The 12,449-nt window shown below is 71.9% G+C and carries 15 protein-coding genes; 2 read left to right on the forward strand and 13 right to left on the reverse strand.

Annotation, left to right across the window (positions count from 1 at the left end; genetic code table 11):
- The first annotated feature begins 22 nt into the window (after positions 1 to 22).
- The gene (locus tag OG538_RS13975; protein ID WP_406093535.1) at positions 23 to 1,051 is read left to right on the forward strand and encodes a hydroxyacid dehydrogenase; all 1,029 of its coding nucleotides are present in this window, start codon (positions 23 to 25) and stop codon (positions 1,049 to 1,051) included.
- 81 nt (positions 1,052 to 1,132) lie between these two features.
- Here OG538_RS13975 and groL read toward each other — a convergent pair whose 3' ends face one another.
- The 4 genes from groL to OG538_RS13995 form a co-directional block, all read right to left on the reverse strand.
- Entirely contained in the window at positions 1,133 to 2,755 is a 1,623-nt protein-coding gene (gene groL, locus OG538_RS13980) for a chaperonin GroEL (protein WP_406093537.1), read from the reverse strand.
- 103 nt (positions 2,756 to 2,858) lie between these two features.
- Entirely contained in the window at positions 2,859 to 3,167 is a 309-nt protein-coding gene (gene groES / locus OG538_RS13985) for a co-chaperone GroES (protein ID WP_024490209.1), read from the reverse strand.
- A 355-nt stretch (positions 3,168 to 3,522) separates the two neighbouring features.
- Positions 3,523 to 3,855 carry a hypothetical protein gene (locus OG538_RS13990; protein WP_406093539.1) on the reverse strand — a complete coding sequence of 111 codons (333 nt, stop codon included), beginning with the start codon at positions 3,853 to 3,855 and terminating at the stop codon, positions 3,523 to 3,525.
- Positions 3,852 to 4,835 (reverse strand): polysaccharide deacetylase family protein, encoded by a 984-nt coding sequence (locus tag OG538_RS13995; RefSeq protein ID WP_406093541.1) that lies wholly within the window; start codon positions 4,833 to 4,835, stop codon positions 3,852 to 3,854. The genes OG538_RS13990 and OG538_RS13995 overlap by 4 nt, the downstream gene beginning before the upstream one ends.
- A gap of 131 nt (positions 4,836 to 4,966) precedes the next feature.
- Between OG538_RS13995 and OG538_RS14000 the strand changes: the two genes are divergently transcribed.
- The gene (locus OG538_RS14000; protein ID WP_406093543.1) at positions 4,967 to 6,253 is read left to right on the forward strand and encodes a THUMP-like domain-containing protein; all 1,287 of its coding nucleotides are present in this window, start codon (positions 4,967 to 4,969) and stop codon (positions 6,251 to 6,253) included.
- A gap of 12 nt (positions 6,254 to 6,265) precedes the next feature.
- On the opposite strand, the gene OG538_RS14005 is transcribed toward OG538_RS14000, so the two are convergent.
- The 9 genes from OG538_RS14005 to tsaB all read right to left on the reverse strand — a co-directional run bounded on the left by OG538_RS14005 (position 6,266) and on the right by tsaB (position 12,312).
- A complete protein-coding gene (locus OG538_RS14005; protein WP_406093545.1) occupies positions 6,266 to 6,631 on the reverse strand; it encodes a hypothetical protein in 366 nt (121 codons plus the stop codon).
- Between the two features lie 53 nt (positions 6,632 to 6,684).
- A complete protein-coding gene (locus tag OG538_RS14010) occupies positions 6,685 to 7,353 on the reverse strand; it encodes a hypothetical protein (protein WP_406093547.1) in 669 nt (222 codons plus the stop codon).
- A gap of 53 nt (positions 7,354 to 7,406) precedes the next feature.
- Positions 7,407 to 7,877: a VOC family protein gene (locus OG538_RS14015; RefSeq protein ID WP_406093549.1), complete on the reverse strand. Its 471-nt coding sequence runs from the start codon at positions 7,875 to 7,877 to the stop codon at positions 7,407 to 7,409.
- A 63-nt stretch (positions 7,878 to 7,940) separates the two neighbouring features.
- Positions 7,941 to 9,191 carry an RNA polymerase sigma factor gene (locus OG538_RS14020; RefSeq protein ID WP_406093551.1) on the reverse strand — a complete coding sequence of 417 codons (1,251 nt, stop codon included), beginning with the start codon at positions 9,189 to 9,191 and terminating at the stop codon, positions 7,941 to 7,943.
- A 55-nt stretch (positions 9,192 to 9,246) separates the two neighbouring features.
- Positions 9,247 to 9,603 (reverse strand): YciI family protein, encoded by a 357-nt coding sequence (locus OG538_RS14025; protein ID WP_406093553.1) that lies wholly within the window; start codon positions 9,601 to 9,603, stop codon positions 9,247 to 9,249.
- 141 nt (positions 9,604 to 9,744) lie between these two features.
- Entirely contained in the window at positions 9,745 to 10,041 is a 297-nt protein-coding gene (locus OG538_RS14030; RefSeq protein WP_406093555.1) for a hypothetical protein, read from the reverse strand.
- Positions 10,038 to 11,141: a tRNA (adenosine(37)-N6)-threonylcarbamoyltransferase complex transferase subunit TsaD gene (gene tsaD / locus OG538_RS14035; protein ID WP_406093557.1), complete on the reverse strand. Its 1,104-nt coding sequence runs from the start codon at positions 11,139 to 11,141 to the stop codon at positions 10,038 to 10,040. The genes OG538_RS14030 and tsaD overlap by 4 nt, the downstream gene beginning before the upstream one ends.
- On the reverse strand, positions 11,141 to 11,668 hold the full coding sequence (gene rimI, locus OG538_RS14040) for a ribosomal protein S18-alanine N-acetyltransferase (protein WP_406093559.1): 528 nt from the start codon (positions 11,666 to 11,668) through the stop codon (positions 11,141 to 11,143). The genes tsaD and rimI overlap by 1 nt, the downstream gene beginning before the upstream one ends.
- Positions 11,665 to 12,312 carry a tRNA (adenosine(37)-N6)-threonylcarbamoyltransferase complex dimerization subunit type 1 TsaB gene (gene tsaB / locus OG538_RS14045; RefSeq protein ID WP_406100126.1) on the reverse strand — a complete coding sequence of 216 codons (648 nt, stop codon included), beginning with the start codon at positions 12,310 to 12,312 and terminating at the stop codon, positions 11,665 to 11,667. Before tsaB ends, rimI begins: the two co-directional genes overlap by 4 nt.
- Positions 12,313 to 12,449: the final 137 nt, after the last annotated feature.

Raw genomic sequence — 12,449 nt, forward strand, 5'->3', positions numbered from 1 at the left:
CCCCGAGGAGTCGAGTTCCGCCATGTCGCACGCCACTGACAACCGGCCCCGGGCCCTGCTCGCGATGGGCCCCGGCATCGCCGGACGCCTCCTCGCCGAGCATCACCACACCCGGCTGGCCGCCCTCACCCGTACGGACACCCGGCTCGTCGCCCACGATCTGGCCGACCCCGCGCCCGAGGTGGCGGCCGCGCTCGCCGAGGCCGAGGTGCTCTTCACCTGCTGGGGTGCGACTCCGCTGACCGCACCGGTGCTGGCCGCCGCCCCGCGGTTGCGTGCGGTCGTGCACGCGGCCGGGTCCGTCAAGCACCACATCACCGACGCCTGCTGGGAACGGGGCATCGCCGTCACCTCGGCGGCCGGCGCCAACGCGCTGCCGGTGGCCGAATTCACCCTCGCCGCGATCCTCTTCGCCGGCAAGCGGGTCCTGGGCTCCGCGCAGCGCTACCGCAGCCTGCGCACCGCCCACGACTGGCTCACCGAGCTGGACGGCACCGGCAACTACCGCCGCACGGTGGGCATCGTCGGCGCCTCCCGCATCGGCCGGCGGGTGATCGAGCTGCTGCGCCCCTTCGATCTGGACGTCCTGCTGTACGACCCGTACGCCGGCGAGGACGAGGCGGCCCGGCTCGGTGTACGGCTCACCACGCTCGATGACCTGTGCGCGAGCAGCGCCGTCGTCTCGGTCCACGCCCCGCAGCTTCCCGAGACGCACCATCTCATCGGTGCCGCCCAGTTGGCGGCCATGCCGTCGGGCGCGACGCTGATCAACACGGCGCGCGGATCGCTGGTCGACGAGGGCGCCCTGGTTCCCGAGCTGACGAGCGGGCGACTGCACGCGGTCCTGGACGTGACGGACCCCGACCTGCCCCCGGCGGCCTCGCCGCTCTACGACCTGCCGAACGTGCTGCTGACTCCGCACGTCGCGGGGTCGCTGGGCAACGAGCTGCACCGGATGGCGGACCAGGCCCTGGACGAGCTGGAACGCTTCGCCGCCGGCCTTCCGTTCGCGGACCCGGTGTACGGGGACACGTTGTCGCGCTCGGCGTGACCTTCCCGCACACGCACGAGGCCCGGCACCCCTCACGGGGTACCGGGCCTCACCGCATTGCGCGGGGACTACAGCTGCACGCTAGTGCGAGTGACCGTGGCCGTGACCGGCATCGGCCTCTTCCTCGGCCGGCTTCTCGACGACCAGGGTCTCGGTCGTGAGCAGCAGCGACGCGATGGACGCGGCGTTCTCCAGCGCGGAGCGGGTGACCTTGACCGGGTCGATGACGCCGGCCTTCACCAGGTCGCCGTACTCGCCGGTCGCGGCGTTGAAGCCCTGACCCTTGTCGAGCTCGGAGACCTTCGAGGTGATGACGTAGCCCTCGAGGCCCGCGTTCTCCGCGATCCAGCGGAGCGGCTCGACGGCGGCGCGGCGCACGACCGCGACACCGGTGGCCTCGTCGCCGGTCTTGCCGAGGTTGCCCTCGAGGACCTTGACGGCGTGGACCAGAGCGGAGCCACCACCGGAGACGATGCCCTCCTCGACCGCGGCGCGGGTCGCGGAGATGGCGTCCTCCAGACGGTGCTTCTTCTCCTTGAGCTCCACCTCGGTGGCCGCACCGACGCGGATCACGCAGACACCGCCGGCCAGCTTCGCCAGGCGCTCCTGGAGCTTCTCGCGGTCCCAGTCGGAGTCCGTGGACTCGATCTCGGCCTTGATCTGGTTGACGCGGCCCGCGACCTCGTCGGACTTGCCGCCACCGTCGACGATGGTGGTGTCGTCCTTGGAGACGGTCACGCGGCGGGCGGTGCCCAGAACGTCCAGACCGGCCTGGTCGAGCTTGAGGCCGACCTCCTCGGCGATGACGGTCGCACCGGTGAGGGTGGCGATGTCGCCGAGCATGGCCTTGCGGCGGTCACCGAAGCCCGGGGCCTTCACCGCGACGGCGTTGAAGGTGCCACGGATCTTGTTGACGACCAGGGTCGACAGGGCCTCGCCCTCGACGTCCTCGGCGATGATCAGCAGCGGCTTGGAGGCACCGGCCTGGATGACCTTCTCCAGGAGCGGCAGCAGCTCCTGGATCGAGCCGATCTTGCCCTGGTGGATCAGGATGTACGGGTCGTCGAGGACGGCCTCCATACGCTCCTGGTCGGTCACCATGTACGGGGACAGGTAGCCCTTGTCGAAGGCCATGCCCTCGGTGAAGTCGAGGTCCAGACCGAAGGTGTTGGACTCCTCGACGGTGATGACACCGTCCTTGCCGACCTTGTCCATCGCGTCCGCGATGAGCTCGCCGACCTGGGTGTCCTGCGCGGAGAGCGCGGCCACGGCGGCGATGTCGGACTTGTCCTCGATCGGGCGGGCCGTCGCGAGGAGCTCCTCGGACACGGCCTTGACCGCGGCGTCGATGCCCTTCTTCAGGGCGGCCGGGGACGCGCCCGCGGCCACGTTGCGCAGGCCCTCGCGGACGAGCGCCTGGGCCAGGACGGTGGCGGTGGTCGTGCCGTCACCGGCTACGTCGTTGGTCTTGGTCGCCACCTCCTTCACCAGCTGGGCACCGAGGTTCTCGTACGGGTCGTCCAGCTCGACCTCGCGCGCGATGGTGACACCGTCGTTGGTGATGGTGGGCGCACCGAACTTCTTGTCGATGACGACGTTGCGGCCCTTGGGGCCGATCGTCACCTTGACCGTGTCGGCAAGCTTGTTGACGCCGCGCTCGAGGGCGCGACGGGCGTCCTCGTCGAACTTCAGGATCTTCGCCATGGAGCTGAACTGTCCTCTCAAAAACAAGAACTGCGCCCCTGCCGCCCGGCTAGTTATCTCGCAGGGGGCCAGGGGCGCAGAACAGAAGCAAACGTGGTGTGAATTACTTCTCGATGATCGCGAGCACGTCGCGAGCCGAGAGGACGAGGTACTCCTCGCCGTTGTACTTCACCTCGGTGCCGCCGTACTTGCTGTACAGCACGACATCGCCGGTCTTGACGTCGAGCGGAAGGCGCTCGCCGTTCTCGAAGCGGCCCGGGCCCACGGCCAGGACGACGCCCTCCTGGGGCTTCTCCTTGGCAGTGTCCGGAATGACCAGGCCGGAGGCCGTGGTCTGCTCGGCGTCGAGCGGCTGGACCACAATGCGGTCCTCGAGCGGCTTGATCGCAACCTTGGTGCTGGTCGACACGATCCGGTCTCCCCCTTCGGAGATCTCACGGGGTTATCAGTCTTTGGGTGGCGACCAGGTGGGCCCGTCGTCGCGGGTGCCGGACCTGCCGGTCGCACAGTACTGCTGGCACTCTCCAGTGGGGAGTGCCAGCACTGAGACTATGACCGCGATTAGCACTCGGTCAAGCGGAGTGCCAATTCACGCCCCCCGTGGCGTCCGGGGGGGTGCCTCTCGTACGGCTGTGCCCGTACGGCGTTCCGGTCGCCGTAGGGACAACGCGGGGGGTGTCCGCTCCGTTCCGTCGGGCGGTGGCGTCGTGGGCATGCGACCGGCCGGGCCGGGCTCCCCGTGACCGCTCGTGGGGGGGGCACGGCGACTACCGCCTCGCGCACCCCGCATCCGCGGCCCCTCTGCCGTACCTCCCCGGCCCCGGCCCCTCCGGCCACCAGTGGACCGACGGGGGCACCCGGGAGCCCCCGGCCGCAGCGGGGCGGCCGCAGGCGACGACCACCATCGCCCCCGGCGCCCCGTGGTCCCCGCGCACCGCCGCGGGCCGCGCTTCCCGGGCGCTCGGTGACGGGTGCACCCGCTGCGCCGCCTTCCTGCCCAGCCGCTCGATCGGGTCCACCGACTGCGCGCAGCCCGCGGTGGCGGTCAGGAGCGCACCGGCGGTCAGCAGTCCGGCCAGCAGCCGGTGCGCCCTTCTCATACGTAGTCCTCCAGGCGGGCCACGGCGTATCCCTTGTCCGTGACGACCTTCATGACGGACCGGATCAGGTCGGGCATGCTGCCCTTCCAGTTCTTCTTGCCGCGGAAGTGCGTGAGGATGATGTCGCCGGGGTGCAGGTCCTGGTCCTCCTCCCGCCACTCCATGTGGTCGGGGAACGCCTCCGCCGCCCACAGGGGCACGGCCGTGATGCCGCAGGACTTGGCGATCCGCAGGGTGTCGCCGTTGTAGTTCCCGTACGGCGGCCGGAAGAGCCGGGGGCGCTCGCCGTACTGCTTCTCGAGGATGTCCTGCTGGTCGCAGATCTCGTGCTTCTGCTCGTCGCGGGAGAGCCCGGGCATGTAGCGGTGGTTCAGCGTGTGGTTGCCGAGAACGACACCGCGGACCTGGGCCTCCTTGAAGTACGCGTAGTTGTCGCGCACCAGGTAGTCGCTGAGGAAGGCGCTGTACGGGATGTTCAGCTCCGCCATCATCTTCAGCAGCTCGGGGTCCTTGTCGTCCCCGTCGTCCATCGTCAGGAAGACGATCTTCTCCTTGGTGGGGACGGCGGTGAAAACCGGTGGCAGGGAGGCGTCGCCGCCCTCGACCTCGAAGCCCTCGCGGGTGGTGATGTGCGGTTTCACGGCGGGCGGCACCGGCGGGGTCAGCGGAGTGCTTGCCAGGCCCCACTTCTTGGCGGCGACGGCCCGTGCGAGTTGGGCGCGGTGCACCTTCTCGGCCTGCGCCGCGACGGAACCCGCCGCGCCCGCCGGGGGTCCGCCCGGCTGCCCGGCCTGCGCCGCGGCCGCGCGTCCGGGGTCGGACGGGGCGCGTTCGCCGGGCTCGGCCGCGCAGCCCGAGCCGACCGCGGCGACCAGCAGCGCGGCGAGGACCGCGTAGCCCGGCCGGCCCCGCAGATGGCCCCGCCCGCACTTCCCGCTGCCCCGCCCACCCGACTCCGCACCCGGTCTGCGCCGTTTCATCGTAAATTCTTCCTTTTGTCGTACTGGCTGCATGGCGCCGCATCCTGCCAGCCCGGGGCCGGGTACCCGGGTCGACACAGCGCCCGTCCCGCCCGGGGTCCCCCGGCCGGCGCGCAGCCGACTGGCCCACAATGGGACGGGTGAACGCTCTCTCCCCGGCCGGCCCGTCCGGCGCCCCCGACCCTTCCCCGAGCTCTCGGCTTCACCCGAGCGGGGAGGACCCCATCGGCTCCTTCCTGGCCCTGCGCGGCCCCGAGGGCGCCGAGCTGCTGGCCGGGCTGCGGTCGTACGACCCCGCCACCGAACTGGCCACCGCCACCCGGCTGCGCCGCACCCACCCGGCCGCCCTCGTCTCGGCGGCGCTGGGGCAGGCCCGGCTGCGGCAGCGGGCGGTGGCGAAGTTCGGCGCCGAGGACGCGCACCGGATGTTCTTCACGCCGGACGGGGTCGAGCAGGCGACCCGCACCTCGGTGGCCGGCCACCGCGCCCGGCGGTTCGCGGACACCGGGGTACGCAGCGTCGCCGACCTCTGCTGCGGAATCGGCGGTGACGCGATCGCCCTGGCCCGGGCCGGGATCTCCGTCCTCGCCGTGGACCGCGACCCGCTGACCGCCGAGGTGGCCCGCGCCAACGCCGCCGCGCTCGGTCTCGAGGCACTGATCGAGGTGCGGTGCGCCGACGTCACGGAGATCGACACCTCGCCCTACGACGCGGTGTTCGTCGACCCGGCCCGCCGGGGCGGACGCGGCAGGATCTTCGACCCGGAGGCGTACTCCCCGCCCCTGTCCTGGGCGACCGCGGCCGCGCTGAAGGCGCCCCGGGCCGCGCTGAAGATCGCCCCGGGAGTCCCGCACGAGGCGATCGGGCCACAGGCGGAGGCCGAGTGGATCTCGGACGGCGGCGCGGTGAAGGAGGCGGTGCTCTGGTTCGGCGAGGGCTTCGAGTCGGGCTCCTACCGCGCGACCCTGCTCCCGTCCGGCGCCACCCTGTCCGCTCCGGCAGCGCTGCCCGCCCCGCCGGTCGGCCCGGTGGGGCGCTATCTGTACGAGCCGGACGGCGCGGTGATCCGGGCGCACCTGGTCGCCTCGATCGTGGAGCGGTGCCACGGCCGGCTGTTCGACGAGATGATCGCGTACGTCACGAGTGACGAGCTGTACGACTCCCCGTACACCGCCGGCTACGAGATCACCGATCAGCTGCCCTTCAACATGAAGCGGCTGAAGGCACTGCTGCGAGAGCGGGAGGTCGGCGTCCTCACGGTCAAGAAGCGCGGCTCGGCGGTCGAACCGGAGGAACTGCGAAGGAAGATGAGGCTCCGGGGCCCGAACACGGCCACGGTCTTCCTGACGCGGGTCGCCGACGCGCCGACGATGCTGGTCGGCCGTCCCGTGACCGGCCCGGAGGCCGGCCTCGGGTGACCGCGGCCGGCCTCAGGCGAGGTCGGTCAGGTCCTCGGCGTACACCTGCGAGAGCGGCTGCGGGCCCACGTACTGCTGGCAGTTGCACTGCCCCGACTCGAAGCGCACCGGCTTCTTCTGCTCGTCCCAGGCGGTCGGCACCTCGACCCGCTCGTGGCACATGCCCTGCTTGTCGTGCTTGGCGAGGTGGTGCGTGCAGCCGCAGACCGGTTCCGGCGGCCGGTTCGCGGCCTCGACCGCCAGCCGCTCCTGCTTGCCGGCCTCCAGCAGTTCCAGCTTGCGGGTGTGCCGATTGCGCAGCGCCGTACGGGCGTTGTCGACGACCCAGCCGAAGCCGCCCGTCCAGAAGATGATGAGCACCCACCAGTACCACGCCATGAGAACGTCCTCCCCCTGAGTCGCCCGTGATGTGCGCCAAGAATAGGGCGGGGTCAGCGGTGGGCGCCGCCGCCTGCGGATATCAGCGGCTCGGGGGCGGGCGCGCCGAGGAGCGTCCGCAGGACCCAACGCCGGTGCCAGAAGGCCTTGTTGATCCCGATGAGGCCGATGAGCCAGCCGATGAAGCCGAGCCCCATGACCAGGGCCATCAGACCGTAGGTGTCATCGCCCCGGACGGCCCCCGCCGGCACGGCGAAACAGGCGTACAAACCGCACGCGCAGAGCGCGAAGGAGCCCAGCAGCCAGGCCAGGCTCACACCCGGCAGCCGGTACGCGGCGTCGCTCGCCGGATCGCGGTCCAACGCACCCCACTGGGACAGGAGCCGGCGCAGCTGACGGTCCCTGCGCAGTCCGATGACGACGAGGATGACGGCCGGCACGAGGCAGCAGGCGCCCATGGCCAGCAGGATGACGCCGACGACGGCGCTGAAGATGTCGTACGACTGCTCGAAGGTGATGAACGCGGTGCCGATCAGTGCCCAGCCGAGGGCACCGACCGCTCCCCACATCCACAGCAGTCCGAGGCGGCCGGGGCCTGTGTGCATCTTCACCAGCGCGCCCAGGATGAAGGCCCGGTCGGCGAGCAGCGCCCTCCGATCGGGCCAGGTGCGTATCTCCACGGGCGGCGGGGGCGGCGGCAGCGGCGCCGAGCGAACGAACATGGGCCCGACCCTACCGAGAGCCGGGCTCCGCCCCACGCCCGAGTGAGCACGCGTCAGGCGTTGCGCAGCGCCTCGATGTCGAGGCGCTTCATGCCGAGCATCGCCTTCATGGCGCGGGCCGCCTTGTCGGGGTCCGGGTCGGTCAGGGCCTCACCGAGACCCGGCGGGATGATCTGCCACGAGACGCCGAACCTGTCCTTGAGCCAGCCGCACTGGCTCTCCTGGCCGCCGTCCGCGGTGAGCCTGTCCCACAGCCGGTCCGCCTCCTCCTGCGAGCCGCACTCGACGGAGAGGGAGACGGCCTCGTTGAAGGGGAACTCGGGGCCGCCGTTGAAGGCGATGTACTCGGCGCCCTCCAGCTGGAAGCGGACCGTCATCACCGCGCCCTCCTCGCCCGGTGACGCCGCCGTCCAGCGGGTCACGTCCAGGACGCGCGAGTCTCCGCCGATGACGGAGATGTAGTGGTCCGCCGCCTCCTCGGCCTGGTTGTTGTCGAACCACAGGAACGTGGTGACCTTCTGCATGGTCTTCTCCTCACGCGGTGGTACTGAGTGCCGTGCAAGGTAGACCGGTGACAGGCCCGGAACTCATCGGCCGGCCCGGTCCAGGAGCAGCGCCCGTTCCCGTTCGTTGCGGGTGAGCTCCGCCGCCCGTACGAACTCGGCGCGTGCCTCGTCCGTACGCCCCATCCGCTCCAGCAGATCCCCGCGGACGCTCGGCAGCAAGTGGTAGTCCTTGAGCGCGGGGTCGGCGGCCAGCGCGTCGACCAGGACGAGTCCGGCGGCCGGGCCCTCGGCCATGGAGACGGCGACGGCGCGGTTGAGCTCGACGACCGGCGACGGAGTCAGGGCGGCGAGCCGGTCGTAGATCGTGCGGATGGCGGCCCAGTCGGTGTCCTCGTAGCGTGCCGTCCGGGCGTGGCAGGCGGCGATGGCGGCCTGGAGGGCGTACGGCCCCAGTGCCTGACCCGTCTCCGCGGCCGCATCGCGCGCCCGGAGCAGGGCCGCGAGGCCGCGGCGGATCAGCAGTTGGTCCCAGCGGGCCCGGTTCTGGTCGGCGAGCAGCACCACGGCACCGTCCGGCCCGGTCCTGGCGGCGGTGCGCGAGGCCTGGAGCTCCAGCAGGGCGGCCAGCCCGTGCACCTCGGGTTCGTCCGGCACGAGCCCGGCCAGCACCCGCGCCAGGCGCAGCGCGTCCTCGCAGAGCGCCGGGCGCAGCCAGTCGTCACCAGCGGTCGCGGCGTAGCCCTCGTTGAAGACCAGGTAGATGACTTCGAGCACCGATCCGAGCCGGGCGGCGCGCTCGGGGCCGTACGGCACCTCGAAGGGGACCCCGGCCCGGCCGAGCGCCCGTTTGGCCCGCACGATGCGCTGGGCGACGGCCGGCTCGGTGGTGAGGAAGGCGCGGGCGATCTCCCCGGTGGTGAGACCGCCGAGGAGCCGCAGGGTGAGCGCGATCCGGGCGTCGGTGGAGAGCACCGGATGGCAGGAGGTGAAGATCAGCCGCAGCAGGTCGTCGTCGATCCGGTCGGGATCCGCGTCGCCGGGATCCGGTTCACCCCGGACGCTGTCCGCGTCCCGGCCCATCTCGGCCAGCTTGCGGGCGTACGTCTCGCGGCGGCGTACGAGATCGATGGCGCGGTGCTTGGCCGTGGCCATGAGCCAGGCGCCCGGGTTGTCCGGGACACCCGACTCGGGCCACTGCTCCAGCGCGGCGACCAGGGCGTCCTGCGCGAGCTCCTCGGCGATGCCCACGTCCCGCACGATCCGGGCGACACCGGCGATGATCCGCGCGGACTCGATCCTGAACACCGTCTCCACCGCGCTCACTGCCGTCACGGCCACCCATCAGAGCAGGCCGTGCCGGACCGGGCAAGCGCGACCCGGCCCCTTCTCAGGCCTCGTCGATGGCCCGGATCTCGGAGGTGACGCTCCAGCTCTCCGGGTGGCACTGCAGGAACCGCCTGGTCCACTCCAGGGCCTCCTCCTTGTCCTTGCACTGGAGGATGGCGTACCCGCCGACGACTTCCTTGGTCTCGGTGAAGGGGCCGTCGGTGTGGCTGAGCTTGCCGCCGGACCAGTGGACCCGGGTGGCCTGGGCGGTGGGGGTGAGGCCGGCCGTCTCCAGCATCACGCCCGCCTTGCTGATCTCCTCGAACAGGGCGCCCATGCGCTTCTCGAAGTCGGGGTCGGGCTCGAACCCGGCGGCGGCCTGCTCGTCGATGCGGATGAGGGACATGAAGCGCGGCATGGTGACTCCTCGGTCGGGAGGACGGGGACCTCTTCCCCGCCTCTCACCCCTGCGTCGAACGGGAGACCCCCGGATCGACAGCTCCTCCGGAATTCTTCTGAGAAGTTTCCGGATCGGCCACCGGGGCGTATCCCGGACGCATCACGGGGCGGGGTCCTCCGCCGCCGGCCCGAGGGACTCGAAGCGCCAGCGGTGCACCGGCCGGGTGACGCTCTCCGCGTCCGGTTCCGGCAGCTCGGGGAGGTCGTCGCCGTAGGCGCCCTCCCACCACGTGATGACCAGGACACGGTCCTGCGGGGCGCGCAGCAGCTCGCTTCGCAGCGGGGGGCGCGCCAGCTCACCGGCGCGGGCGCGGGCCCACTCCAGGAGTTCGGCGCCCCGGCCCTCGGTGGCCCGGGCCTCCCACATCAGCGCGACGGTCGTGCCGTTCCCGCTCATGAGTACAGGTTGTCCTTGCTGATCTCGTGCACGTGGTCGTGCGTGTGGGTGTGGTCCGCACCCGGCACATGGGTCTCGGTGACCGGCAGCGAGGAGTCGGCCGAGAGCTCCAGGTCGGAGGCGGGCCGGTTGCGGGCCACCATCTCCGCACCCAGGGCCGCGACCATGGCCCCGTTGTCGGTGCACAGGCCGGGCCGGGGCACGCGCAGCCGGATGCCGGCCCGCTCGCACCGCTCCTGGGCGAGGGCGCGCAGCCGCGAGTTGGCCGCGACGCCGCCGCCGATCATCAGGTGGTCGACGCCCTCGTCCTTGCAGGCACGGACGGCCTTTCGCGTGAGGACGTCCACCACGGCCTCCTGGAAGGACGCCGCCACGTCCCGTACCGGCACCTCCTCGCCCGCGGCGCGCTTCGCCTCGATCCAGCGGGCGACCGAGGTCTTGAGGCCGGAGAAGGAGAAGTCGTACGCGGGGTCGCGCGAGCCGCTCAGGCCGCGCGGGAACGCGATGGCCTTCGGGTCTCCCTCCTTGGCGAGGCGGTCGATGACGGGTCCGCCGGGGAAGCCGAGGTGCAGCACCCGGGCGATCTTGTCGAAGGCCTCGCCCGCCGCGTCGTCGATGGTCGCGCCGAGCGGGCGCACGTCGTTAGTGATGTCGGGTGCGAGCAGCAGCGAGGAGTGCCCGCCGCTGACCAGCAGCGCCATCGTGGGCTCGGGCAGCGGGCCGTGCTCCAGCTGGTCGACGCAGATGTGCGAGGCGAGGTGGTTGACTCCGTACAGCGGCTTGTTCAGGGCGTACGCGTACGCCTTCGCGGCCGAGACGCCGACCAGCAGGGCGCCGGCGAGCCCGGGACCCGCGGTGACGGAGATGCCGTCGAGGTCCCGTCCGCTGACGCCGGCCTCCTTCAGGGCGCGCTCGATCGTGGGGACCATCGCCTCCAGGTGCGCGCGGGAGGCGATCTCGGGGACGACGCCGCCGAAGCGGGCGTGGGTGTCGACGCTGGACGCGACGGCGTCGGCGAGCAGCGTCGTCCCGCGGACGATACCGACACCGGTCTCGTCGCAGGAGGTCTCGATGCCGAGTACGAGCGGTTCGTCAGCCATCAGTCAGTCTCTGTTTCCTGTACGTGCCCTGGTACGTCCTCGTGTACGTCTTCGTGTACGTGGAGGCGCATGACGAGTGCGTCGATGTTGCCCGGCTGGTAGTAGCCGCGGCGGAAGCCGATCGGTTCGAAGCCGAAGCGCTCGTACAGCTTCTGCGCCCGGGTGTTGTCGACCCGGACCTCCAGCAGCACCTCGGCGCACTCGAAGGCCGTGGCGTGCTTCAGCAGGTCGGTCAGCAGCTCGGAGCCGAGTCCGCCGCCCCAGTGGCCGCGTGTGACGCCGATCGTCTGTACGTCGGCGAGGTCACCGGCCGCCGCGAGGCCCGCGTATCCGACGATCCGGCCGGTGACCGGGTCCTCGGCGACCACGTAGCGGCGGGTGGCCCGCGGTCCGCGGGCATGCGCCAGCTCGGACCAGAACATGCCGGCCGACCAGGCGTCGTCCGGGAACAGTTCGTGCTCCAGGTCGAGCACCGGATCGATGTCCCACCAGCGCATCTCGCGCAGCACTGCGGTCGTGGCGGTCACTTGGGGGTGACCACCTTGTAGTTCTTCGGGACCTGCGCGTCGGGCCTGCGCAGGTAGAGCGGCTGCGGCGGCAGCAGCCCGTCCCCCGCGGCGAGGCGCTCGGCGGCGAGGGCGGCCAGCGCTCCGGCCGCGACGTGCTCGGGACCGCGCGCGTCCGGGAACGCGTCGGGGTAGAGCACCGCGCCCGCCCCGACGACGGGGAGACCGGCGAGCTGATCGGCGATGTCGGCGGGCCGGTCCACGGACGGCTCACCGCTGCGGGTGCGGGGGTCCTCGTACCGCGCCCAGTAGACCTCCTTGCGGCGGGCGTCCGTCGCGACGGCGAACGGGCCCTCCACCCCGGTCTGCCCCGCGGCGTACGCGAGGGCGTCCAGGGTGCACAGCCCGTGCACGGGCACGGACAGGGCCGAGCCGAAGGTCGCGGCCGTCACCAGGCCGACCCGCAGTCCGGTGTACGGGCCGGGGCCGACTCCCACGGCCACGTCCGTCACGGCGTCGAGTGTCACGCCGGCCTCGGCGAGGACCCGGTCGACGGCGGGCAGCAGCAGCTCCCCGTGCCTTCGGGCGTCGACCTGCCCGGACTCGGCGACGACGCGGGTCCCGTCGTGGAGGGCGACGGTGACGGCGGGGGTGGCGGTATCCATAGCGAGCAAGAGCACGCAAACAGCCTACGGCTCCGCCGCGGGCGGTACGGCGCCCGTACGGCGTCCCGGGACGAGGGTGCTCCGGTGCTACCGTCACCGGGTGTACGCGGAGTACGTGTAAACGCTTGTACGACATA

Origin of the sequence: Streptomyces sp. NBC_01013, from assembly GCF_045162765.1 — a bacterium.
Classification (GTDB): domain Bacteria; phylum Actinomycetota; class Actinomycetes; order Streptomycetales; family Streptomycetaceae; genus Streptomyces.